The organism is Pseudomonas sp. NBRC 111123 (assembly GCF_001320205.1).
GTDB lineage: Bacteria > Pseudomonadota > Gammaproteobacteria > Pseudomonadales > Pseudomonadaceae > Aquipseudomonas > Aquipseudomonas putida_J.
The window spans coordinates 155642-179422 of record NZ_BCAZ01000001.1 but is presented as its reverse complement, the minus strand read 5'-3'; the positions used below and the strand labels follow the sequence as shown (position 1 = coordinate 179422).

General features: G+C 63.5%; 18 protein-coding genes. 5 read left to right on the top strand and 13 right to left on the bottom strand.

Features of this window, described 5'->3' with window-relative positions:
* Positions 1 to 147: 147 nt before the first annotated feature.
* The 4 genes from pheA to mtnA form a co-directional block, all read right to left on the bottom strand.
* Entirely contained in the window at positions 148 to 1242 is a 1095-nt protein-coding gene (gene pheA / locus APH27_RS00800) for a prephenate dehydratase (protein WP_027918183.1), read from the bottom strand.
* A complete protein-coding gene (gene serC, locus APH27_RS00795; protein WP_060483786.1) occupies positions 1242 to 2327 on the bottom strand; it encodes a 3-phosphoserine/phosphohydroxythreonine transaminase in 1086 nt (361 codons plus the stop codon). The genes pheA and serC overlap by 1 nt, the downstream gene beginning before the upstream one ends.
* A gap of 205 nt (positions 2328 to 2532) precedes the next feature.
* Positions 2533 to 5295, bottom strand: a complete 2763-nt coding sequence (gene gyrA / locus APH27_RS00790) for a DNA gyrase subunit A (RefSeq protein ID WP_027918181.1) — start codon at positions 5293 to 5295, stop codon at positions 2533 to 2535.
* Positions 5296 to 5601: 306 nt separating this feature from the next.
* Positions 5602 to 6678, bottom strand: coding sequence for an S-methyl-5-thioribose-1-phosphate isomerase (gene mtnA, locus APH27_RS00785; protein WP_027918180.1), 1077 nt, complete (start codon positions 6676 to 6678; stop codon positions 5602 to 5604).
* Between the two features lie 112 nt (positions 6679 to 6790).
* Between mtnA and ubiG the strand changes: the two genes are divergently transcribed.
* The 3 genes from ubiG to APH27_RS00770 all read left to right on the top strand — a co-directional run bounded on the left by ubiG (position 6791) and on the right by APH27_RS00770 (position 9059).
* Entirely contained in the window at positions 6791 to 7489 is a 699-nt protein-coding gene (gene ubiG, locus APH27_RS00780; protein ID WP_027918179.1) for a bifunctional 2-polyprenyl-6-hydroxyphenol methylase/3-demethylubiquinol 3-O-methyltransferase UbiG, read from the top strand.
* Positions 7490 to 7491: 2 nt separating this feature from the next.
* Positions 7492 to 8163 carry an N-acetylmuramic acid 6-phosphate phosphatase MupP gene (gene mupP / locus APH27_RS00775; RefSeq protein WP_027918178.1) on the top strand — a complete coding sequence of 224 codons (672 nt, stop codon included), beginning with the start codon at positions 7492 to 7494 and terminating at the stop codon, positions 8161 to 8163.
* A gap of 155 nt (positions 8164 to 8318) precedes the next feature.
* Complete coding sequence (locus tag APH27_RS00770) at positions 8319 to 9059, top strand: YciK family oxidoreductase (RefSeq protein WP_027918177.1); 741 nt, start codon at positions 8319 to 8321, stop codon at positions 9057 to 9059.
* Positions 9060 to 9182: 123 nt separating this feature from the next.
* Here the strand turns inward: APH27_RS00770 and APH27_RS00765 are convergent, their stop codons facing one another.
* From APH27_RS00765 to APH27_RS00735, 7 genes are all read right to left on the bottom strand, one after another.
* Complete coding sequence (locus APH27_RS00765; RefSeq protein WP_060483736.1) at positions 9183 to 9968, bottom strand: TenA family transcriptional regulator; 786 nt, start codon at positions 9966 to 9968, stop codon at positions 9183 to 9185.
* Between the two features lie 39 nt (positions 9969 to 10007).
* Complete coding sequence (locus APH27_RS00760) at positions 10008 to 12464, bottom strand: EAL domain-containing protein (RefSeq protein WP_060483735.1); 2457 nt, start codon at positions 12462 to 12464, stop codon at positions 10008 to 10010.
* Positions 12465 to 12650: 186 nt separating this feature from the next.
* Positions 12651 to 14483: an ABC transporter ATP-binding protein gene (locus tag APH27_RS00755; RefSeq protein WP_060483734.1), complete on the bottom strand. Its 1833-nt coding sequence runs from the start codon at positions 14481 to 14483 to the stop codon at positions 12651 to 12653.
* Positions 14476 to 15108, bottom strand: a complete 633-nt coding sequence (locus tag APH27_RS00750) for a DsbA family protein (RefSeq protein ID WP_027918173.1) — start codon at positions 15106 to 15108, stop codon at positions 14476 to 14478. The genes APH27_RS00755 and APH27_RS00750 overlap by 8 nt, the downstream gene beginning before the upstream one ends.
* 3 nt (positions 15109 to 15111) lie before the next feature.
* The gene (locus tag APH27_RS00745) at positions 15112 to 16044 is read right to left on the bottom strand and encodes a rhodanese-related sulfurtransferase (protein ID WP_027918172.1); all 933 of its coding nucleotides are present in this window, start codon (positions 16042 to 16044) and stop codon (positions 15112 to 15114) included.
* A 205-nt stretch (positions 16045 to 16249) separates the two neighbouring features.
* Positions 16250 to 16546, bottom strand: coding sequence for a BolA family transcriptional regulator (locus APH27_RS00740; protein ID WP_027918171.1), 297 nt, complete (start codon positions 16544 to 16546; stop codon positions 16250 to 16252).
* 10 nt (positions 16547 to 16556) lie between these two features.
* Positions 16557 to 17081, bottom strand: a complete 525-nt coding sequence (locus APH27_RS00735) for a DUF2059 domain-containing protein (protein WP_027918170.1) — start codon at positions 17079 to 17081, stop codon at positions 16557 to 16559.
* Positions 17082 to 17236: 155 nt separating this feature from the next.
* Between APH27_RS00735 and APH27_RS00730 the strand changes: the two genes are divergently transcribed.
* Complete coding sequence (locus APH27_RS00730) at positions 17237 to 18631, top strand: class II fumarate hydratase (protein ID WP_060483733.1); 1395 nt, start codon at positions 17237 to 17239, stop codon at positions 18629 to 18631.
* A 132-nt stretch (positions 18632 to 18763) separates the two neighbouring features.
* Here the strand turns inward: APH27_RS00730 and APH27_RS00725 are convergent, their stop codons facing one another.
* Together APH27_RS00725 and pap are read right to left on the bottom strand one after the other, a co-directional pair.
* Positions 18764 to 19717: a DMT family transporter gene (locus APH27_RS00725; protein ID WP_060483732.1), complete on the bottom strand. Its 954-nt coding sequence runs from the start codon at positions 19715 to 19717 to the stop codon at positions 18764 to 18766.
* Between the two features lie 117 nt (positions 19718 to 19834).
* Positions 19835 to 21328, bottom strand: coding sequence for a polyphosphate:AMP phosphotransferase (pap, locus tag APH27_RS00720; protein ID WP_060483731.1), 1494 nt, complete (start codon positions 21326 to 21328; stop codon positions 19835 to 19837).
* 106 nt (positions 21329 to 21434) lie between these two features.
* On the opposite strand from pap, the gene mnmC reads away from it, so the two are divergent.
* Entirely contained in the window at positions 21435 to 23402 is a 1968-nt protein-coding gene (gene mnmC / locus APH27_RS00715) for a bifunctional tRNA (5-methylaminomethyl-2-thiouridine)(34)-methyltransferase MnmD/FAD-dependent 5-carboxymethylaminomethyl-2-thiouridine(34) oxidoreductase MnmC (protein WP_060483730.1), read from the top strand.
* Positions 23403 to 23781: the final 379 nt, after the last annotated feature.

Sequence of the window (23781 nt, the reverse complement as noted above, 5' to 3'; positions counted from 1 at the left end):
TCCGGGAGGCCCATTGGGGCTGCATTGCAGCCCATCGCGACACAAGGCCGCTCCTACAGGGGCCAGTACAGTTTCGAGGCCTGCACAATACCTGTAGGAGCGGCCTTGTGTCGCGATGGGGCGCGATGCGGCCCCAACCCTCTCAAATCAAAGCACTGCCTTTGGATAGGAACCCAGCACCTTGAGCGCCACAGCCTCCTGGCTGATCTTCTCCAGCACCGCCTTGATCAGCGGGTCGCGGTGGTGGCCAACGAAGTCGATGAAGAACACGTAGGTCCACTTACCACTACGCGACGGGCGGGTTTCGATACGGGTCAGGTCGATACCGTTCTCGTGGAACGGCACCAGCAGCTCGTGCAACGCACCTGGCTTGTTGCTCATCGAAACAATGATCGAGGTCTTGTCATCGCCGGTCGGCGGCACTTCCTGCTGACCGATCATCAGGAAGCGCGTGGAGTTGTCCGGGCGGTCTTCGATCTTTTCAGCCAGGCGGGTCAGGCCATACAGGTTGGCCGCCATGTCGCCAGCGATCGCCGCCGAGTTCCACTCGCCCTTGACCCGCTTGGCCGCCTCGGCATTGCTCGAAACAGCAACGCGTTCAACGTTCGGGTAGTGCGCGTCCAGCCACTTGCGGCACTGGGCCAGGGACTGGGCGTGGGAGTAGATGCGGGTGATGCTGTTGGTCTTTGTGCTCTCACCCACCAGCAAGTGATGGTGGATGCGCAGCTCGACTTCGCCACAGATCACCATGTCGTGCTCGAGGAAGCTGTCCAGGGTATGACTGACCGCACCCTCGGTGGAGTTTTCCACCGGCACCACGCCGAAATTGACGGCACCGGCCGCCACTTCACGGAACACTTCATCGATGGCCGCCATAGGGCGGCTGACCACGGCATGACCGAAGTGCTTCATGGCCGCAGCCTGGGTGAAGGTACCCTCAGGGCCGAGGTAGGCAACCTTGAGCGGCTCTTCCAGGGCCAGGCAGGACGACATGATTTCGCGGAACAGCCGCGCCATCTCTTCGTTGCCCAGCGGCCCCTTGTTGCGCTCCATCACGCGCTTGAGCACGGCGGCTTCACGCTCAGGGCGGTAGAACACCGGCTTTTCGCCCTCAGCCAGGGAGGCGGTCTTGACCCGCGCCACTTCTTCAGCGCAACGGGCGCGATCGCTGATCAGCTCGAGGATCTTCTCGTCGAGGCTGTCGATGCGTACGCGCAGGGCTTTGAGTTCCTGTTCGGACATCAGCCGTGCTCCTTCTCGAATTCAGCCATGTAAGCCACCAGGCTTTCTACCGCTTCCAGGCCCAGGGCGTTGTAGATCGAGGCGCGCATGCCGCCGACCGAACGGTGGCCCTTGAGGTTGAGCAGGCCACGGGCGTCGGCACCGGCCAGGAAGGCCTTGTCCAGGCGCTCGTCAGCCAGGCGGAATGGCACGTTCATCCACGAACGGGCGTTGGGGCTGATCGGGTTGGTGTAGAACGCGCTGGCGTCGATGAAGCCGTACAGGCGGTCTTTCTTGGCGCGGTTGCGCTGCTCCATGGCCTCGACACCCCCCTGCTCCTTGAGCCACTCGAACACCAGGCCCGAGAGGTACCAGGAATAGGTGGCCGGGGTGTTGTACATCGAGCCGTTGTCAGCCGCGACCTTGTAGTCGAGCATGGTCGGGCAGCTGCTGCGCGCGCGGCCAAGCAGGTCTTCACGGACGATCACCACCACCAGGCCGCTCGGGCCGATGTTCTTCTGTGCGCCAGCGTAGATCATGCCGTACTGCGAAACGTCGATCGGGCGCGAGAGGATGTCGGAGGACATATCGACCACCAGCGGTACTTCGCCGGTCTCTGGAACCCAGTCGAACTGCAGGCCACCGATGGTCTCGTTGGACGCGTAGTGCACGTAGGCCGCGTTCTTGGTCAGCTTCCACTCGTTCTGGCCAGGAATGGCCAGATAGTCGTAGGGCTTGGCGCTGGCGGCGACATTGACGGTGCCGAAGCGGCGCGCTTCCTCGATGGCCTTTTTCGACCAGATGCCAGTTTCGACGTAGTCGGCCGTGCCGTTTTCCGGCAGCAGGTTCAGCGGAATTTCGGCGAATTGCTGGCTGGCACCACCCTGCAGGAACAGGACCTTGTAGTTGGAGGGGACGGACAGCAGGTCACGCAGGTCCTGCTCGGCCTTTTCGGCGATGGCCACGTAGTCGTCGCTGCGATGGCTCATTTCCATCACCGACAAGCCCTTGCCGTTCCAGTCCAGCATCTCGGCCTGGGCACGCTGCAACACAGCGTCAGGAAGCGCGGCAGGGCCTGCGCAGAAGTTAAAGGCTCGTTTGCTCACATCCACTCTCGCTCTAATAGATCTAAACAGCTAGTTCTGCGGGAACCCTGTGGGAGCGGGCTTGCCCGCGAACACCGGCAAAGCCGGTGCCATGCACCGCGGTGCCTCATTCGCGGGCAAGCCCGCTCCCACAGGGCCAGGCATTGCCCGGCCTAATCAGTCAAACGGGGCGACCTTGGTCGCCCCGCTCGGGTTTCACGCTTGCTTATTCCTGCGGAGCCTCTTCGGCGCCTGCAGCTTCATCATCCGGCGCATCCGCCTCGACGCCCTCCTCGTCCGTCTCGATCACATCATCGAGCTCGTCCTCGGATGGCTCCTGGATACGCTCCAGGCCAACCAGGGTTTCGTCTGTGGCCAGTTTGATCAGCGTAACACCCTGGGTGTTACGGCCCAGGCTCGACACTTCACCAACCCGCGTGCGCACCAGGGTACCCTGGTCGGAAATCAGCATGATCTCCTCGCCTTCCTGCACCTGGATGGCGCCGATCAGCAGGCCGTTGCGCCCCTTGGTACCCATGGCGATCACGCCCTGGCCGCCACGCCCGCGACGCGGGAACTTGGACAGCGGGGTACGCTTGCCGAAACCACGCTCGGAAGCGGTGAGGATCTGCGCACCGGACTCCGGAATCAGCATAGAAATGATCTGCTGACCCTTGCCCAACTTCATGCCGCGCACACCACGGGCGGTACGGCCCATTTCGCGGACCACGCTTTCGGCGAAGCGGATCACCTTGCCGGCGTCGGAGAACATCATGACCTCCTTGGCGCCGTCGGTGATCGCCGCGGCGATCAGGGTGTCGCCTTCCTTCAGCTTCAGGGCGATCAGGCCGCTGGAGCGTGGGCGGGCGAACTGAGCCAGCGGCGTCTTCTTGACGGTACCGGAAGCAGTCGCCATGAAGATATAGGCGCCGGTAGGCTCGGCCACCCACTCAGGGGTGTCGCCGTCTTCCTCGTCGATTTCTTCTGCTTCGACGATTTCGCCTTCGATGACACCGTCATCACCGTCTTCCAGCTCTTCTTCAGGGTCGGCGTTCTGCTGCAGGGCCTCAAGGTCGACCTGCAGCATGGCGGTGATGCGCTCACCTTCCTCCAGCGGCAGCAGGTTGACCAGCGGGCGACCGCGGGCGGCGCGCGACGCTTCAGGGATGTCGTAGGTTTTCAGCCAGTACACCTTGCCCTTGCTGGAGAACAGCAGCAGGGTGGCATGGCTGTTGGCGACCAGCAGGTGCTCGATGTAGTCCTCGTCCTTCACGCCGGTTGCCGACTTGCCCTTGCCACCACGGCGCTGGGCCTGGTACGCGGACAACGGCTGGGTCTTGGCATAGCCGCCGTGGGAGATGGTCACCACGCGCTCTTCTTCCGGGATCATGTCGCCGTAGTTGAGGTCGTGACGGGCATCGAGGATTTCGGTACGACGCGCATCGCCGTACTCGGCACGGATCGCTTCCAGCTCCTCGCGGATCACTTCCATCAGGCGCTGGGCGCTGCTGAGGATGCGGATCAACTCGCCGATCTGCTCCAGAATCTCCTGGTACTCAGCCAGCAGCTTCTCGTGCTCCAGGCCAGTCAGGCGATGCAGGCGCAGGTCGAGGATGGCCTGGGCCTGTTCCGGCGACAGGTAATACTTGCCTTCACGCAGGCCGTACTGTTCTGGCAGGTCTTCAGGGCGGCAGGAATCGGCGCCAGCGCGCTCGACCATGACCTGTACGGCGCTGGATTCCCACGGCGTGGAAACCAGTGCCTCTTTGGCTTCGGACGGCGTCGGCGAGGCCTTGATCAGGGCGATGACCGGATCGATGTTGGACAGCGCGACCGCCTGGCCTTCAAGGATATGGCCACGCTCACGAGCCTTGCGCAGCTCGAACACGGTGCGGCGGGTCACCACTTCACGACGGTGACGGACGAACGCCTCGAGCAGGTCCTTGAGGTTGAGCAGGCGCGGACGACCGTCGACCAGGGCAACCACGTTGATACCGAACACGCTCTGCAGCTGGGTCTGCTGATAGAGGTTGTTGAGCACCACCTCCGGCACCTCGCCGCGGCGCAGCTCGATGACGATGCGCATGCCGTCCTTGTCGGACTCGTCGCGCAGCTCGGTGATGCCTTCGATCTTCTTCTCTTTGACCAGCTCGGCGATCTTTTCGATCAGGCGGGCCTTGTTCAGCTGGTACGGCAGCTCGGTGATGACGATCTGCTGGCGGCCACCGACCTTGTCGATGTCTTCGATCTCGGAGCGGGCGCGCATGTAGATGCGGCCACGGCCGGTACGGTAGGCCTCGATGATGCCCTGACGGCCATTGATGATGCCGGCAGTCGGGAAGTCCGGACCCGGGATGAACTGCATCAGCTCATCGATGGTGACGTCCGGGTTGTCGATCAGCGCCAGGCAACCGTCGATGACTTCACCGAGGTTGTGTGGCGGGATGTTGGTCGCCATGCCCACGGCGATACCGCTGGAACCGTTGACCAACAGGTTGGGGATGCGGGTCGGCATGACCGCCGGGATCTGCTCGGTGCCGTCGTAGTTGGGCACCCAGTCGACGGTTTCCTTGTGCAGGTCGGCCAGCAGCTCGTGGGCCAGCTTGGTCATGCGCACTTCGGTGTATCGCATGGCCGCAGCGTTGTCACCGTCGACCGAACCGAAGTTGCCCTGGCCGTCGACCAGCAGGTAACGCAGCGAGAACGGCTGGGCCATACGCACGATGGTGTCGTAGACCGCAGTGTCACCGTGCGGGTGGTACTTACCGATCACGTCACCGACCACACGGGCGGATTTCTTGTACGGCTTGTTCCAGTCGTTGCCCAGTTCGCTCATTGCATAGAGGACGCGGCGATGCACGGGCTTCAAGCCATCACGCGCATCGGGCAGCGCTCGCCCGACAATCACGCTCATCGCGTAGTCGAGGTAAGACTGTCTCAGTTCGTCTTCGATATTGACCGGGAGGATTTCTTTGGCCAGTTCGCCCATGAGAAGCCTGATTCCTTTTTCTGGTGAAACTTCGCAGCTCCATCAAGGGCCGAACGAAGCTCGCCGCCGCAGCGCATAGGGGTGCGACGACTTACGACAAATCAACGAGTTGTTGCATGGATTTGCGCAATGAAGGCCGCCTTCATGGGCGGTCTTGGAAACTGCCGAATGTTATCACAAAGGCAGGACAGTGGGGAGAGCTGGCACGGGGGCTCGCCATGAGTTTTGTGTCGCCTGTGAGGTCGAGCGCCGCGCGGGCGGCGCTCGACCTCACAGGCGCCGAAAATCCTCCGCCCTACACCCTGATCAATGCAACCGCTTGCGGCACATCAACTGGGCCAGTTTGGCGGTATCGGGCCGCTCGACAATGCCGCGCTCGGTGACGATCACGTCGATCAGGTCGGCCGGGGTCACGTCGAACACCGGGTTGAATGCGTCGACCTGCGGCGCAACGCGGGCTCCGGCGTAGTCCAGCAGCTCATCGGCTTCACGCTCTTCCAGCGGGATGTCCTCACCGGTGGCCAAATTGAGGTCGATGCTGGTGCTCGGCGCCACCACCATGAAGCGCACGCCATGGTGCATGGCACTGACGGCCAACTGGTAGGTCCCGATCTTGCTGGCCACATCGCCGTTGGCGGCAATACAGTCGGCGCCGACCACCACCCAGGTGATGCCTTTGGTCTTCATCAGGTGGGCCAGCGCCGAGTCGGCGCACAGGGTCACCGGGATACCTTCGCTGGCCAGTTCCCAGGCCGTCAGCCGCGAACCCTGCAACCAGGGGCGGGTCTCGCCGACATACACCCGCTCGACCATACCCTCCAGATAACCGGCGCGAATCACCCCAAGGGCCGTGCCGATACCACCGCTGGCCAGGGCGCCGGCATTGCCGTAGGTCAGCAAGGTCTGTGCGTTACCCTGATGGCGACGGATCAGATCGATGCCATGCTGAGCCATGGTCAGGTTGGCTTCGCGATCGCTTTCATGGATGGCAATCGCTTCGGCTTCCAGCGCTGCCAGCACGCCCTCTTCGCCACGCACACGCAGCAGACGCTCGCGCATGCGGTTCAGCGCCCAGAACAGGTTGGCCGCGGTGGGGCGCGCTTCGGCCAGGCTGATGAAGTCCTCTTCCAGGTCCATTTCCCAGTCGCCGCCCTCGGCCAGGCGCTCTTCCAGGGCCAGAACCAGGCCGTAGGCCGCGGCAATGCCAATGGCTGCGGCACCTCGCACGGCCATGTCACGGATCGCCGCCACCACCTGCGCGACATTGTCGCAGGTCAGCCAGCGCTCTTCCGACGGCAGCAGGCGCTGGTCGAGCAGGTGCAGGGCGCCGCCTTGCCAGCGCATCCCGGTCACCTTCTCCGCCGCCAAAAGTCGCTCGCGCATTGCCTCTCCCCGTCGTTCGGATATCAAAAGCCGGCGATTATAGCGACCCTCGGCCGCAGACGCTCGGGTATACTGCGCCCCATTTGAAGTGCAAGTTCCAGAGGATTGTTCAATGAGCAACGTCGATCACGCCGAAATCGCCAAGTTCGAAGCCTTGGCCCACCGCTGGTGGGACCGTGAAAGCGAGTTCAAGCCGCTGCACGACATCAACCCGCTGCGCGTCAACTGGATTGACGAGCGCGTCGGCCTGGCTGGCAAGAAAGTGCTGGACGTCGGCTGCGGCGGCGGCATCCTCAGCGAGGCCATGGCCTTGCGCGGCGCTACCGTCACCGGCATCGACATGGGTGAGGCGCCACTGGCCGTAGCCCAACTGCACCAACTGGAATCGGGCGTCGAGGTCGAGTACCGGCAGATCACCGCTGAAGCCTTGGCCGAGGAAATGCCCGAGCAGTTCGACGTGGTCACCTGCCTGGAGATGCTCGAGCACGTGCCCGACCCATCCTCGGTCATCCGCGCCTGCTACCGCATGGTCAAACCCGGCGGCCAGGTGTTCTTCTCGACCATCAACCGCAACCCCAAGGCCTACCTGCTGGCCATTGTCGGCGCCGAGTACATCCTCAAGATGCTGCCGCGCGGCACCCACGACTTCAAGAAATTCATCCGCCCGTCCGAGCTCGGCGCCTGGAGCCGCGTCGCCGGCCTAGAGGTCAAGGACATCATCGGCCTGACCTACAACCCGCTGACCAAGCACTACAAACTGAGCAGCGACGTTGACGTCAACTACATGATCCAGACCCTGCGCGAGGAATGAGCATGCGTTTGCGAGCGGTACTCTTCGACATGGACGGCACCCTGCTCGACACGGCGCCGGACTTCATCGCCATCTGCCAGGCCATGCTCGCCGAGCGCGGCCTGCCGGCGATCGATGACCAGCTGATCCGTGACGTGATCTCCGGCGGCGCCCGCGCCATGGTCGCTGCAACCTTTGCCATGAGCCCGGACGCCGAGGGCTTCGAAGCCCTGCGCCTGGAGTTCCTCGAGCGCTACCAGCGTGATTGCGCGGTGCACAGCAAACTGTTCGACGGCATGGGCGAACTGCTGGCCGACATCGAAAAGGGCAACCTGCTGTGGGGCGTGGTGACCAACAAGCCAGTGCGCTTCGCCGAGCCGATCATGCAGCAACTGGGCCTGGCCGAGCGCTCGGCCCTGCTCATCTGCCCGGACCACGTGAAGAACAGCAAGCCTGACCCGGAGCCACTGATCCTCGCCTGCAAGACCCTGGGCCTGGACCCGGCCAGCGTGCTGTTCGTCGGCGACGACCTGCGTGACATCGAATCCGGCCGTGACGCTGGCACCCGCACGGCAGCGGTGCGCTACGGTTATATTCATCCAGAGGACAACCCGAACAACTGGGGCGCCGATGTGGTGGTGGACCACCCGCTGGAACTGCGCAAGGTGATCGACAGCGCCCTGTGCGGCTGCTGAACACCGATTGACGCCCCGGACTACGCCCCTGTGGGAGCGGGTTTACCCGCGAAAGCGTCAGATCGGACAACACCGCCGCCTGATCGTACGCATTCGCGGGTAAACCCGCTCCCATAGGGGCCGGTGTCGCGCTTACGAACTCAAAGGACAGTACCATGTTCGACTACATCGCCCGCCCTGGCCTGCTCGCCGGCCGCGTCATCCTGGTCACCGGTGCCGGCCGCGGCATCGGCGCCGCCGCCGCCAAAGCCTATGCCGCACTGGGCGCCACCGTGCTGCTGCTGGGCAAGACCGAGGCCAACCTGAACGAGGTCTACGACCAGATCGAGGCCGCCGGCCACCCACAGCCCGTGGTAATCCCTTTCAACCTGGAAACCGCCCTGCCCCACCAGTACGACGAGCTGGCAGTGATGATCGAGGAGCAGTTCGGCCGCCTCGACGGCCTGCTCAACAACGCCTCGATCATCGGCCCGCGCACGCCTCTGGAGCAGCTTTCGGGCGACAACTTCATGCGTGTGATGCACATCAACGTCGACGCCACCTTCATGCTCACCAGCACGCTGCTGCCGCTGCTCAAGCTGTCCGAAGATGCCTCGGTGGTGTTCACTTCTAGCAGCGTCGGGCGCAAGGGCCGTGCCTACTGGGGTGCCTACGGGGTGTCGAAGTTCGCCACCGAAGGGCTGATGCAGACCCTGGCCGACGAACTGGAAGGCGTGGCGCCAGTGCGCTCCAACAGCATCAACCCGGGCGCTACGCGCACGGCGATGCGGGCGCAGGCCTACCCGAGCGAAAACCCGCAGAACAATCCGCTGCCGGAAGAGATCATGCCGGTCTATCTGTACCTGATGGGGCCGGACAGCAAGGATGTGAACGGGCAGGCGCTCAACGCTCAGTGAGCCTTGTTTCGCCCGTTCCGGCCTCTTCGCGGGTAAACCCGCTCCCACAGGAACATCCCCGCCCTCAAGCCTTGTGATATCCCTGTGGGAGCGGGTTTACCCGCGAAGAGGCCAGTACAAGTTTCAGCCAGCAGCCAAGGCCGGGCGCAGGCGCCCTTGCTGGCGCCCTTCCAGTTGCATGCACCGCTCGAGGAACAGGTACATGCAGTCATAGCTCTTGCAGATCGCCTTGCGCAGCTCGTTGCGCAGCCCCAGGGTCGGGTTCTCGCCGGCCAGGGTGCAGATGATCTCCAGCGCCTCCCACGGGTGCGCATCATCGTACTGGGCATGCATCTTCAGCCACTTCATCGCCCGCTTGCGCTGATCCTCCGGAAAGCCCAGGGCATAGGTGTCCTCGGCACAGACCACCGCCGACCACTCGCCAGTCGCCCCTTCAATTGCATAGTTGGTCGCTGCCATGGCAATCGCCAGTGACTCGGTGGTGCACACGCGCCAGCACCAATCGTTGAGCCCGTTCAGTTCCGGCGGCACATCCTGGGCCTGCAGCTCGTGCAGGTGCACGCCATGGGCCTGGCACCAGTGGGCCCAGTAGTCGGCATGGTTGAGCTCGACACGGATGTTGCGCATCAGCCAGCGCCGCGCCATGTCCTCGCCTGGGTGGCGGGCATAACGGGTCTTGGTCAGGTTGTGGGCCATGTACAGGGAAAACTGCTCGACCACCGGCCAGCCACCGATCAGGTACTGGCGAATGGTCGACTGGCGCAGCTGGCCATCACGCAGGCGCTGGTAGAACTCGTGCTCAACCACCCGGCGCTTGCTTTCACGACAATCCTCGATCAGCTGCTGGGCCCACTGGGGATAACTGGCCGGGTCCATCAAGGGCCCGATACGTACGAATGCATCAATCACTTTCAGCTCCTTGATCCTTGTGATTTTGCGGACGTGTTCTCAGCGAAAAGTACCTGGCGCCCGATGCAGCAAGGGCCGCGCAGCAATCCGTTGGCGCTGCAGACTGTCACAGGTAAACACCTGCGGTCGTTCAATCAGATAGCCCTGGGCGTAGTCCACGCCAATCTCCTGCAAGGCCTGCTCGATCAACGGTGTTTCGACGAACTCGGCGATAGTCCGCTTGCCCATGACATGGCCGATGTGATTTATCACCTCGACCATGGCACGGTTGACCGGGTCATCCAGCATATCTTTGACAAAACTTCCGTCGATCTTCAAGAAGTCGACGGGTAAATGTTTCAAATAGGCAAATGACGACATCCCGGCACAGAAGTCGTCCAGAGAAAACTTGCAACCCAGGCCCTTCAATTCGTTGATGAATCGGATGGCGCTGCCCAGGTTGGCAATGGCACTGGTCTCGGTGATCTCGAAGCAGATCATGCGTGGTGGGATGGCGTATTCGACGAACAACCGCTGCAGGTACTCGAGGAAATTGTCATCTCCGATACTGGTACCCGACAAGTTGATCGCGCACATCGCCAGCGGCCCGTCCCGGCCCTCGTCCAGGCATTGGCGGATGACCTGGAACACGCTGCGCACAACCCAACGATCCAGGGCCGTCATCAGGCCATAGCGCTCGGCGGCCGGGATGAAACTGTCCGGCAGGATGGTGCGACCGCTTTCGTCGTGCAGGCGCAGCAAGATTTCGATATGGCCTGGGCCTTCGGCAGCTTTCAGCGCGGCGATTTCCTGGCAATAGAGGCAGAAGCGGTTTTCCTCCAGCGCCACATGCAGGCGCTGGATCCAGGCCATTTCGCCAAAGCGCATGGACAATTCGCTGTCGTCGGCGTGGTACACCTGCACTCGGTTACGGCCCTTTTCCTTGGCCATGTAGCAGGCCATGTCGGCAGCGCGCAGCGAAGCCTCGAGCGTGCCCGGCGCCTGGGCCATGTGCACCAGGCCGATACTGACGGTGGTCACGAACGGCCTGCCCTTCCACACGAAATGCAGGCTCTGCACGGCCTGGCGCAGGTTTTCGCCGATGCGCTCGGCCTGTTCGGCCGGGCAGTTTTCCAGCAGCACGCCAAATTCGTCGCCCCCAAGGCGTGCCAGCGTGTCGCCTTCCCGTAGCCCCGACTGCAGCACTGCACAGATGTGCCTGAGCAACTCGTCACCGGCCGCATGGCCGCAGGTGTCGTTGACCAGCTTGAACTGGTCGAGGTCGAGGAACATCAGCGAATGCCGCCCGGCCTGGCGCACCAGGCCATTGAGCGCCTGCTCCAGGCGATATTCGAATTCGCGGCGGTTGGCCAAGCCAGTCAAGGCGTCATGGGTGGCCTGCCACGACAAGTTGGCGATGTACTGGCGCTCCTGGGTCATGTCGTGCAGTACCAGTACGATACCGGCCACCTGGTCGTTGTTGATGATCGGCGAGCCGACCAGGTTGACCGATACCGTGCTGCCATCCAGGCGCTGGATCAGCCGGGCATGCTCGGCGCCGCCCTTGAGGCTGCCACTGAGCACCTGTTCAACCAGCGTGCAGCCTTCGCCCTGCTCCTGCTCGTCGAGCAGGCTGAACAGCGCCCCCAGCGGCAAGCCCTGCGCCTGGCCGGACTGCCAGTGGGTCAGCTGCTCGGCAGCAGGGTTCATGTAGCCGATATTACCGTCGACATCAGCGGTGATCACCGCATCGCCAATCGCCTCCAGGGTGATCTGTGCCCGCTCTTTCTCCTCCCTCAGGGCACTGGCGAACGCCTGACGCTGGGCCAGCAGCTTGCTCGAACGGCGCCAGGCGATGGTGATGAGGAACAGCGCGGTCAACAGATTGGTGACCAGCAGCACCCGCAACAGCATCCGCGAGCCTTCGCCCAAGGCATCACTGAACGCCCTGGCGGCTGGCGTGACACCTTCGTTGATCGCGACGATGCGGCCCTTCCACTCATTGAGCTGGGCGATGCCAACCTGCCCAACGGCGAAACCGTCGTGCATCTCGTTGGCCAGTACATCAAGCTTTTTGAGGTAGTCATCGCCGATGTTCCAGTACTCGATCGCCGTCTGCATATAGCTGATCTGACGGAAGTTGCGGTAGAACCAGATGATGCGGTCGACGTCGTCGGGGTGGTTGCCGCCCTGCAGCACGGCCTGACGGGCGCCTTCCAGGTCAGGGCTGGCCTGATCGAGCAGTTCGCGCAGCTCGTGATCGCCCTGGGGCACGGCCATGACCTGGCGATAGCGCAGAAAGGTGCGCTCGTCGCGGTCATCGGCGTACAGGTTGAGGTAATAGATGGCGTCTTTCTGCGCCTTGGACCACAGGCTTTCGCCGGCCACATAGGCACGGACCGCCGACAACGCATAAAGGCTGAGGCTACCCAGCAATACCTGGAACACGACAACGGCGATGAAGGGCCAGATGATACCTACCAACCTTGGCGCTTCTTGAGTGCGATTTCCCTTCATTTAGTCCCTGTCGCAGAGCAGATAAGACTTGAACTCAACCCAGACAAGCACAGCGTAGGCCATTTGCCATCTACGTGGAGGGAAATTTCGAGCTGCAAGCCTCAAGCTACAAGCCACAAGGGAAAGAAGACCCGTGGAGTGGTGACTGTCTGCTAGAGGCTTGCCGCTTATAGCTTGTAGCTCAGCTCAGGTCTGCTGCAGATGCCCATACAACTTGGCATACAGCCCACCCTCGGCAATCAGCTGCTGATGGTCGCCATCTTCGGCCACGTGCCCACCGTCGAACACCAGCACACGGTCAGCCTGTTTCACCGCCGACAAACGGTGGGCGATGATCAGCGTGGTCCGGCCACTGAGGAAACGTGCCAATGCCTGGTGCAGGTTGTACTCGGTGGCGGCATCCAGCGCCGAGGTAGCCTCGTCGAGAATCACCACCTTGGGCTCGGCCAGGACCATGCGGGCAATCGCCAGGCGCTGGCGCTGGCCACCGGAAAGGCGCACCCCCGAACGGCCGACCACGCTGTCCAGCCCTTGCGGCAAGGCGGCAATGGTGGCATCCAGCTGGGCAATGCGCAGTGCCTGCCAGCAAGCCTCGTCGGTGCATTCGCGGCCCATGGTCAGGTTGGCGCGCACACTGTCGTTGAACAGCGACGGGTGCTGCAGCACCACAGCGACGTTCTCGCGCAGGGCTTCAAGGCCGATTTCCTGCAGGCTGGCACCGCCAAAACGGATGCTCCCGGCCTGGGCGCTGTACAGCCCCAGCAGCAACTGCACCAAAGTGCTCTTGCCGCCACCACTGGCACCGACGATCGCCACCTTTTCACCAGGGGCGATGGCGAGGTTCAACTGGTCGAGTACCGGCTCATCGGCGTAGGCGAAGCGCAGGTCGCGCACCTCGATGCCCACCGTTTCGCGACCGGCGAACGGGTCGCTGGCAGCCGCATACTGCGGCTCGTCGGCCCGCGACAACAGCTCGTTCAGCCGGCTCAACGCACCGCCGGCGGCGTAGTAGGCATATTGCAGGTTGAGCAGCTGCTCCACCGGGCCGATCATGAACCACAGGTAGCTGAACACTGCCAGCATCTGGCCAATCGACAGGTCGGAGAACAGCACGGTCAGCATCGCCGCCGCCCGGAAGATATCGATACCGAACTGGAACAGCAGGCCACTGGCGCGCCCACTGGCATCGCTCTTCCATTGCGACTCCACGGCATAGTCGCGCACTTCACGGGCGCGCAGGCCAAGGCGCCCGAGGAAGTAGCCCTGGCGGTTGCCGGCGCGTATTTCCTGAATGGCATCCAGGGTTTCCGACAATGCCTGGGTAAAGCGCGAAGTGCTGTCGTTCTCGAGCTTTTTCAGGTGCTTGACGCGCTTGCCCAACTGCACGGTGAAGTAGATCACCAACGGGTTGAACAGCAGGATCAGCAACGCCAGCTTCCAGTGCATCCAGATCAGGATCGCCGCCGTGCCGGTCAGCGTCAGCATGGCCACCAGGAAGCGGCTCAGGGTTTCACCGACGAACTTGTCGAGGGTATCCAGGTCGGTGACCAGATGAGTGGTCACGGTGCCGCTGCCGAGGCTTTCGTATTCCTTGAGCGAAATGCGCTTGAGGCGCTCGATCAGGCGAATGCGCAGGCGGTAGACGATATCCTTGGCCAGCCCGGCGAACAGCTTGGCCTGCACCACGTTGAAGGCCAGCGCCGACAGGCGCAGGCACAGCGTGGCCGCCAGCATCAGGCCGATATAGCCGGCCGCCACCTGCCAGCCGCTCGGCAGCAGGTGATTCATCCATTTCAGTGCGGCATCGCCGTGGCCCAGCAGCACTTCGTCGACCAGCAACGGCAGCAGCAGCGGGATCGGCACGCTGCAGCAGGCCGCCAGCACGGCCACCAGGTTGGCGGTCCAGAGGTTTTTCTTGTGATGCAGGGCCAAGCGGCGGATTTCCGCCCAGCTCAGGCGATCGGGCACAGCGGCAGGCTTCCCTGGCACAGGGTCTGGCGACCCTGGCAGATCAAGCACAGACGGCCTGCTGCAACCAGCGGCCAAGCAGCGGCTGCAGGCTGTCCAGCGGCTGGTAGCCGTTGGTCAGCAGTGCCAGCTGGCCATTGCGTTCGGCCAGCAGGGTCGGGAAGCCGGCGATACCCAGGTCCTGTACCCAGCTGAAGTCGGCTGCGGTGGCGGCGCGGATGTCATGGCTGGCGAAATGCTGAGCGAAGCGCTCGCGGTCGAAGCCGGCCTGCACGGCCAACTCGACCAGTTGCGGGGCGCGGGTGACATCCAAACCCTGTTCATAGAACGAACGCTGGATCAGCGCCAGCAGCGGCCACACGCGCTCGGCCTCCAGTTCGCGGGCAGTGACCAAGGCGCGGCAGGCCGGCTCGGTGTCGTAGACGAAGCCGTCAGGCATGGCGCCGTCGAAACGGAACGGCTGCCCGGTGGCTTCGGCCACCGCCTGCCAGTGCTCGAGGATGTACTTGCGGGTCGAGCCATCCAGCGCGCTGCCGCCACTGCGCAGGCCACCCGGCACCAGCCGGGTACTGACGCCCGCCTCGGCGGCCTGTGCGACCAGGGCTGCGGCCACTGGCGCGAAACCCCAGCACCAGGAGCACATCGGGTCCATCACATAGATCAGGCGGGCAGTCATGGCTCAAGCCTCGGCTTTGTAGTTGTAACCGATCGGGTGCGGCTGGTTGCGGGCCTTGGCCAGCTCGATCTGCTTCTGCCGGTCGATGGCGCTGCGCCGGGTCTTTTCGCTCAGGGTGTCCCAGCAGTGCGGGCAGCTCACGCCTGGCGAATAGTGCTCGGACTCGCGGTCCTTGGCATCGACTGGGTGGCGGCACGCATGGCACTGGTCGTACTCGCCTTCGCTCAGGTCATGGCGCACCGTGACGCGGTTGTCGAAGACGAAGCAGTCGCCGTCCCAAAGGCTTTCTTCCTGAGGTACTTCCTCGAAGTATTTCAGGATGCCACCCTTAAGATGATAGACCGCCTCGAAGCCTTCACCGAGCATGTAGCTGGACGCTTTTTCGCAACGGATGCCACCGGTGCAGAACATTGCCACCTTCTTGTGCTTGCTCGGGTCGAAGTTGGCCTTGATGTACTCGGGGAACTCCCGGAAGGTCTCGGTCTTCGGGTCGATGGCGCCCTTGAAGGTACCGATGGCCACTTCGTAGTCGTTGCGGGTGTCGATCAGCAGCACTTCGGGGTCGCTGATCAGGTCGTTCCAGTCCTTGGGCTCGACATAGGTGCCGACGGCCTTGTTCGGGTCGACACCCGGCACGCCGAGGGTGACGATCTCTTTCTTGAGCTTGACCTTGGTGCGGTAGAACGGCTGCTCGTCGCAGTAGGATTCCTTGTGGTCGACATCGACCAGGCGAGGGTCGTTGCGCAGCCAGGCGAGCAGGCCGTCGATGCCTTCGCGGGTGGCTGAAACGGTGCCGTTGATGCCTTCGTTGGCCAGCAACAAGGTGCCTTTGACGCCGTTTTCGAGCATGGCCTTGAGCAGCGGTTCACGCAGCTCGACGTAGTCTTCAAGCGTGACGAACTTGTACAGCGCCGCCACGACGATAGCTTGGGACATTCAGGTGGATCTCCAGGTGGTTGCCCTCGTAAGGGGCGGACCGGGTTTGAATTAAAAAAGCATGGGGCCGCTACGCGCCCCTTTCGCGACACAAGGCCGCTTCTACAGGGGAATGCGTATTCCTGTAGGAGCGGCCTCGTGTCGCGAAAGGGCCGCAAAGCGGCCCTCGGATTTTGCAGGATTGTACCAGAACGACGGAAAGGATTCAGTGCCCGCCGCCAGCACACACTGGCGAGGCCGGTGCCACGCCCACCTTGGCCCACTCCTCGGCCGTGTAGGTGTGGATCGCCAGGGCGTGGATCTCACCCATCAGCTCACCCATGGTGGCGTAGACCTTCTGGTGGCGCTTGACGCTGTTGAGCCCGGCAAACTGCTCGCTGACGATCACCGCCTTGTAGTGGGTTTCCTGGCCACGGCTGTGCATGTGGCTTTCGTTGAGCACTTCAAGGTGTTGCGGGGCCAGCGCGGCCAGTTGCTGCTCGATGCGTTGCTGCATGCTCATCGGTTATGGCTCACTTCTTGGCCGGGGCGGCGGCCTTGCCGGCGTTCGGGTCCAGCTCCTTGGTCATGTCGTCGAGCAGCTTGTTGACCACCGGCACGGCCGGTTCCAGGCTGGTCTGGGTCAGCTGGGCCGACTGCTGGGTGACCTTCGGCATTTCACGCAGGACCTTCTTGCCCAGCGGCGACTCGTAGAACTTGACCAGGTCCTTGAGCTCTTGCTCGGTGAAGGTCTGGGTATACAGGTCGACCATCTTCGGCTTCAGCTTGTTCCAGCCAATGGCGTTGTCCAGCGCGGCGTTGGCCTTGGCCTGGTAGCTTTCGAGCACCGGTTGCTTGGAGGCCGGGGCCTTGGTCTGGGCGAAACGCTGGGCAAACATCTGCTGCACCTGCATGTACACCGGAGTGCCCAGCTTGTCGGCATTGGCCAGGGTCAGGAATTTCTCGGCGGCAGCGTTGTGGCTGGCGGTGGCAGCGAGTACCTGGCCGCTGGCACAGGCCAGGGCAACGGCAGCACAAAGGACACGAAGACGGGTCATTGCATTTCCTTCAAGGAGGGGGAGGCGGTACCTCAGAGTAGAGCATTCTGCTCCCGCAGGGTCGCAGCGCTCAAGTGGCACGACGAGCGAATGAACCGCTCGCACGCATGAGGGCCTAAACTGCTGATTCTGACTGACAAAGGAGTGAACGCAGCATGAGCCGTATCGAGACAGACAGCCTGGGCCCGGTCGAAGTTCCTGAGCACGCCTACTGGGGCGCGCAGACCCAGCGTTCGCTGATCAACTTTGCCATTGGCAAGGAACGCATGCCGCTCGCGGTGCTGCACGCCCTGGCACTCATCAAGAAAGCCGCTGCGCGGGTCAACGACCGCAACGGCGACCTGCCCGCCGACATCGCCCGCCTGATCGAACAGGCCGCCGACGAAGTGCTCGACGGCGAACACGACGACCAGTTCCCGCTGGTGGTGTGGCAGACCGGCAGCGGCACCCAGAGCAACATGAACGTCAACGAGGTGATCGCCGGGCGCGCCAACGAGCTGGCCGGCAAGGGCCGCGGTGGCAAGGCGCCAGTGCACCCCAACGATCACGTGAACCGCTCGCAGAGTTCCAACGACTGCTTCCCCACCGCCATGCACATCGCCGCCGCCCAGGCGGTGCATGAAAAACTCCTGCCGGCGATCGCCGAGCTTTCATCGGGGCTGGCCGAGCTGTCGGCGCGCCACAGCAAGCTGGTCAAGACCGGCCGCACGCACATGATGGACGCCACGCCGATCACCTTCGGCCAGGAAGTTTCGGCCTTCGTCGCCCAGCTCGACTACGCCCAGCGCGCCATCCGCGCCACCTTGCCGGCGGTGTGCGAGCTGGCGCAGGGCGGTACGGCCGTGGGCACCGGGCTGAACGCCCCGCATGGTTTTGCCGAAGCCGTGGCCGCCGAACTGGCCGCCCTCTCCGGCCTGCCCTTCGTCACCGCCCCCAACAAGTTCGCCGCCCTCGCCGGCCATGAGCCGCTGACCAGCCTGGCAGGTGCGCTGAAGACCCTGGCAGTGGCGCTGATGAAGATCTCCAATGACCTGCGCCTGCTCGGCTCGGGCCCACGTGCGGGGCTGGCCGAAGTGCGCCTGCCGGCCAACGAGCCAGGCAGCTCGATCATGCCGGGCAAGGTCAACCCGACCCAGTGCGAAGCGCTGTCGATGCTGGCCTGCCAGGTACTGGGCAACGATGCGGCGATCGGCTTTGCCGCGAGCCAGGGGCACTTGCAACTGAACGTGTTCAAGCCGGTGATCATCCACAACCTGCTGCAGTCGGTCGAGCTGCTGGCCGATGGTTGTCGCAACTTCCAGCAGCATTGCGTGGCCGGGATCGAACCGGATGCCGAGCAGATGGCGGCGCACCTGGAGCGTGGGCTGATGCTGGTGACGGCGTTGAACCCGCATATTGGCTATGACAAGGCGGCGGAGATTGCCAAGAAGGCCTATGGCGAGGGCAAGACCTTGCGCGAGGCGGCGCTGGCGTTGAAGTACCTGACCAATGAGCAGTTCGACCAGTGGGTGAGGCCGGAGAACATGCTGGCGCCCGGTGGCAAGGGCTGAATGAGGCATCGCCTGTGCCGGCCCTTTCGCGGGTAAACCAGCTCCCACAGGGATTTCACCAGATTCAAGCCTTTGGGTTCCTTGTGGGAGCGGGTTTACCCGCGAAGAGGCGGGCACAGACAACACATCAACTTAGGCCAGGCGCGCTCTTCTGGCCCGCCACCCGGCCACCAGCGACGGCCCCAAGGCCACCAGGCTCGACCCCACCACCACGGTCATCGCTCCCACGTACCCCAAGGCATTGATGTCCTCGGCCTGAACATATTCCGGCCACACCACAGCCGCCAGCGCCACCGCCACAAAAGTCACCAGCGGCGTCAGCGCCAGCGTGGCACTCACCCGCGATGCCTCCCAATGCGCCAGCGCCTCGGCAAACGCGCCATAGGCCACCAAGGTGTTCAGGCAGCAGGCCAGCAGCAGCCAACCCTGCACCGGGGTCAATCGCAGTGCCTCCAGCGGATGCACCCACGGCGTCAGCAATGCCGCGCAGGCCAGGTAGATAACCATCATCACCTGCTGCGAATGCCACACCGTCAGCAGCTGCTTCTGGCTCAGGGCATAGAACACCCAGATGCTGGTGGCCAGCAGAACGGTCAGCACCCCCGTGGTATAGGCACCCAGTGAGGTCAGCAGTTCTTCGAGGCGCTGGTTGAAGAACAGGCCAAAACCGCCCAGCAGCACCAGCAAACCGATGCCTTGCCCCAGGCTGAAACGCTCCTTGAATACCAGCACGCTGGCCACCAGCAACAGCACCGGCCCCATCTGCACCACCAGCTGTGCGGTGCCGGGGCTCAGCAGGTTCAGGCCGATCAGGTACAACACGTAGTTACCCATCAGCCCGAACACGGCCACCACGATCAGGGCCCTGCCCTTGGGTGCCAGCTTGCGCAGCGAAGGCAGGCGCCGCTGGGCCGCCAGCCAGGCGAACAGCACGCCGCCGGAGACGAGCAGGCGGTACCAGGTGACCGTCATCGGGTCGACCACCTGCAGCACCTGCTTGAGCTTGATCGGCAGGATGCCCCAGAGCAGCGCGGTCAGCAGTGCCAGAAACAGGCCGTAGCCCCAACGGCCGGAAGTTGTATGCATACAGTCCTCGAATAAGCCCGTGGTGGGGGTAACCGAATTCTAAGGGCTTGAGGCACAGGCCCGGAGGAAACTACCGGGAAATAAATTCATCGGGTCATTCCCTGATGGCATGCCTGGTCATTTCTTGTGCTTGGCGAAGGCCGCCTCCAAGGCTTCATTGACTGTGCGCAACACTTTCACCCGCGCCCAGCGCTTGTCGTTGGCTTCGACCAGCGTCCAAGGTGCGATTTCGCTGCTGGTGCGATCGACCATGTCACCCACGGCCTGGGTGTAATCGTCCCACTTTTCACGGTTGCGCCAATCGTCTTCGGTGATCTTGTAGCGCTTGAACGGAATCTGCTCACGCTCTTCAAAGCGCTCCAGCTGGGTCTGCTGGTCAATCGCCAGCCAGAACTTGACCACCACCACGCCGGCATTCACCAGTTGCTCTTCGAAATCGTTGATTTCGGTGTAGGCGCGCATCCAGTCGGCCGGGCTGCAGAAGCCCTCCACCCGCTCCACCAGTACCCGGCCATACCAGGAGCGGTCGAAGATGGTGAATTTGCCACGCGCCGGAATGTGCCGCCAGAACCGCCACAGGTACGGCTGCGCGCGCTCTTCTTCAGTGGGCGCGGCAATCGGCACAATGCGGTACTGGCGCGGGTCAAGCGCTGCCGCCACGCGGCGGATGGCACCGCCCTTGCCAGCGGCGTCGTTGCCTTCGAACACCGCCACCAGGGCATGCCGACGCATGCGCTTGTCACGCAGCAAGCCGGCCAGGCGGGCTTGCTCGGTGACCAGTTGTTCCTGGTAGTCGTGCTTGTCCAGGCGCAAGGTCATGTCCAGCGCGCCGAGCAGGCTGCGTTTGTCGATGCTCTGGCCCAGCGGGGCGACGTTGGCCTGGTGCTTGCCCTTGGGGTTGTTGGCCAGGGCCGCCTGCAGGCTTTCCAGCAGGATGCGCCCCACCGCCAGGCTGCGGTAGTTCGGGTCGACCCCTTCGACGATATGCCACGGTGCATAGTCGCGGCTGGTGCGGCGCAGCACGCGCTCGCCAAAGCGCACGAAACGGTCATAGGTTTCCGACTGCTGCCAGTCCAGCGGGCTGATCTTCCAGCTGTGCAGCGGGTCGTCCTTGAGCGATTTCAGGCGCGCCTTCATCTGCTTCTTGGACAGGTGAAACCAGAACTTGATGATCAGCGCGCCTTCGTCGCAAAGCATCTCTTCGAGCCGTTCGGCACCGGTGATCGCCTGGTCGAGCACGGCATCCTTGAAGTGGCCATGCACCCGGCCCTGGAGCATCTGGCTGTACCAGTTGCCGAAGAACACGCCCATCCGCCCCTTGGGCGGCAGCGCACGCCAGTAGCGCCAGGCCGGTGGCCGGGCCAGTTCTTCGTCGGTCTGCTGATCGAAGGTGAGCACGTCGATCATGCGCGGGTCCATCCACTCGTTGAGCAGCTTGACCGTTTCGCCCTTGCCGGCGCCTTCGATACCGTTGATCAGCACGATCACCGGGAACCGCGCCTGTTGCTTGAGTTCGTACTGGGCTTCGAGCAGCGCCTCGCGCAATGCGGGGACTTCTGCGTCGTAGGTTTCCTTGTCGATGCTGTGACCGATTTCCGCGGATTCGAACATGCACTGGCTCCTTCATTGGATAAGCAAGACTAGCGGATTTGCGTTGTACCTGTGCAAACCCGGTAGATGACATAAAATCCGCACATCCGCTGCAACCGAGCCGACCATGTCCACCCTTCTTCAACACGCCCAGATCGACTGGGACGACCAGGGCCGCCCCCACTCGCGGCAGTACGACGACGTCTACTTCTCAAAAAACGAAGGCACCGACGAAACCCGCTACGTGTTCCTAGAGCAGACCCGCCTGGCGCAGCGCTTCGCCGACCTGGCGCCACATGGCTGCCTGGTAATCGGCGAGACCGGCTTTGGCACCGGCATGAACTTCTTCTGCGCCTGGCAGCTGTTCGCCGAACAGGCCCATGCCGATGCGCGCCTGCATTTCATCAGTGTCGAGAAGTACCCGCTCGGCCATGACGACATGGCCCGCGCCGTGCGCCTGTGGCCCGAGATGGCGGCCTTCACCGAGCCGTTCCTGGCACAGTACGTGGCGGTTCACCCCGGCTTCCAGCAGTTCAGCTTCGACAACGGCCGGGTCACCCTGACCCTGCTGATAGGTGACGTACTGGAGCAATTGCCGCAGCTCGACGCGCGCATCGACGTGTGGTTCCTCGACGGCTTCGCACCCGCGAAAAACCCCGACATGTGGACCCCCGAGCTGTTTGCGCACCTGGCACGCCTGGCTCACGCCGGTACCGCACTGGGGACCTTCACCACCACCGGCTGGGTACGCCGCGGGCTGATCGATGCCGGTTTCACCATGAAGAAGATCCCCGGCATCGGCAAGAAGTGGGAGGTGATGAGTGGTGTATACACCGGGCATCCATCCGCGGCCGTCGCCGCACCCTGGTACGCCCGCCCTGCCCCCGTGGCAGGCCCGCGCCAGGCACTGGTGATCGGGGCCGGCCTGGCGGGCAGTGCCAGTGCTGCCAGCCTGGCCGCACGCGGCTGGCAGGTAACGGTGCTGGAGCGCCACGCGGCACCCGCGCAGGAGGCTTCGGGCAACCCACAGGGCGTGCTGTACCTGAAACTGTCCGCCCATGGCACCGCCCTGTCGCAGATGATCCTGGCCGGTTTCGGCTACACCCGGCGCCAGCTGGAGCAGTTGCAGCGCGGCCAGGACTGGGACGCTTGCGGCGTGCTGCAGCTGGCCTTCGACAGCAAGGAAGGCGAGCGCCAGGCCAAGCTTGCCGAAGCCTTCGACAGCAGCCTGCTGCGTGCACTGAAGCAGGCTGAAGCCGAAGCCATTGCCGGGGTGGCGCTGCCGGCCGGTGGCCTGTTCTACCCGCAAGGTGGCTGGGTGCACCCACCCGCCTTGTGCCAGGCGCAGCTGCAGCACCCGAACATTCGCGTTCAACTCCACCAGGATGTGCTCGAACTACGCAGGGCCGACGGCCTGTGGCAGGCGTGGGAAGGTGAGCGCTTGCTGGCCAGCGCACCGCTGGTGGTGTTGGCCGGGGCTGCCGATGTGCGCCGTTTTGCGCCCTGCGCGCAGCTGCCGCTCAAGCGTATTCGTGGGCAGATCACCCGCCTGCCGGCCACGGAGGCCAGCCGTGCATTGCGCACCGTGGTCTGTGCCGATGGCTACGTCGCACCGCCCCGCCATGATGAACACACCTTGGGCGCCAGCTTCGACTTCCACAGCGACGACTTGACCCCGACGGTAGCGGAACACCAGGGCAACCTGGCGTTGCTGGAAGAGATTTCTACCGACCTGGCCTCGCGCCTGGGTGCAGAGGCCCTCGACGCCACGCAGTTGCAAGGCCGTGCGGCGTTTCGTTGCACCAGCCCGGATTACCTGCCGATTGTCGGGCCGCTGGCCGACCCGGCGCTGTTCGCCGAGGCTTATGCGGTGCTCGGCAAGGATGCGCGGCAGGTGCCGGAGGTGGCGTGCCCTTGGCTGGAAGGGTTGTATGTGAACAGTGGGCATGGCTCGCGGGGGTTGATCACGGCGCCGTTGAGTGGCGAGCTGATTGCCGCCTGGGCCAGTGGTGAGCCGTTGCCGTTGCCGCGGGCGGTGGCTGAGGCCTGCCATCCCAATCGGTTCATGTTGCGCAAGCTGATTCGCGGGCAGTGAGAAGGGTGGGCGCGGTATGACGATACGTTTGCAACGCCTGTGAAACCGAGCGCCGCCCGCGCGGCGCATCGCGGATGAATCCGCTCCTACATTTGTTGCAACGTGGCCATGCCTGTAAGGCCATGGTTGTCAGCCGTTTCTAGGGCTCAAGCCTTGCGCCAGGGCTGGCAACCATGGCGTTACAGGTTCGGCACGTTGCAACAAATGTAGGAGCGGATTCATCCGCGATGCGCCGCGCGGGCGGCGCTCGATCTCGATGCCCACACAGAACGATCGTCAAACACTTCCACCCCCACCACTGCTTATAACAGATCGATCTAAAACTCCCACAAACCACGCAGGTCAGTTCCTTACAGGGTGCCCTAATCCGGGGCACTCA

Coding starts and splice junctions, on each gene's coding strand:
- pheA (WP_027918183.1), bottom strand. CDS start 1,242: ATGTCCGAACAGGAACTCAAAGCCCTGCGCGTACGCATCGACAGCCTC.
- gyrA (WP_027918181.1), bottom strand. CDS start 5,295: ATGGGCGAACTGGCCAAAGAAATCCTCCCGGTCAATATCGAAGACGAA.
- mtnA (WP_027918180.1), bottom strand. CDS start 6,678: ATGCGCGAGCGACTTTTGGCGGCGGAGAAGGTGACCGGGATGCGCTGG.
- ubiG (WP_027918179.1), top strand. CDS start 6,791: ATGAGCAACGTCGATCACGCCGAAATCGCCAAGTTCGAAGCCTTGGCC.
- mupP (WP_027918178.1), top strand. CDS start 7,492: ATGCGTTTGCGAGCGGTACTCTTCGACATGGACGGCACCCTGCTCGAC.
- APH27_RS00770 (WP_027918177.1), top strand. CDS start 8,319: ATGTTCGACTACATCGCCCGCCCTGGCCTGCTCGCCGGCCGCGTCATC.
- APH27_RS00760 (WP_060483735.1), bottom strand. CDS start 12,464: ATGAAGGGAAATCGCACTCAAGAAGCGCCAAGGTTGGTAGGTATCATC.
- APH27_RS00750 (WP_027918173.1), bottom strand. CDS start 15,108: ATGACTGCCCGCCTGATCTATGTGATGGACCCGATGTGCTCCTGGTGC.
- APH27_RS00745 (WP_027918172.1), bottom strand. CDS start 16,044: ATGTCCCAAGCTATCGTCGTGGCGGCGCTGTACAAGTTCGTCACGCTT.
- APH27_RS00740 (WP_027918171.1), bottom strand. CDS start 16,546: ATGAGCATGCAGCAACGCATCGAGCAGCAACTGGCCGCGCTGGCCCCG.
- APH27_RS00735 (WP_027918170.1), bottom strand. CDS start 17,081: ATGACCCGTCTTCGTGTCCTTTGTGCTGCCGTTGCCCTGGCCTGTGCC.
- APH27_RS00730 (WP_060483733.1), top strand. CDS start 17,237: ATGAGCCGTATCGAGACAGACAGCCTGGGCCCGGTCGAAGTTCCTGAG.
- APH27_RS00725 (WP_060483732.1), bottom strand. CDS start 19,717: ATGCATACAACTTCCGGCCGTTGGGGCTACGGCCTGTTTCTGGCACTG.
- pap (WP_060483731.1), bottom strand. CDS start 21,328: ATGTTCGAATCCGCGGAAATCGGTCACAGCATCGACAAGGAAACCTAC.
- mnmC (WP_060483730.1), top strand. CDS start 21,435: ATGTCCACCCTTCTTCAACACGCCCAGATCGACTGGGACGACCAGGGC.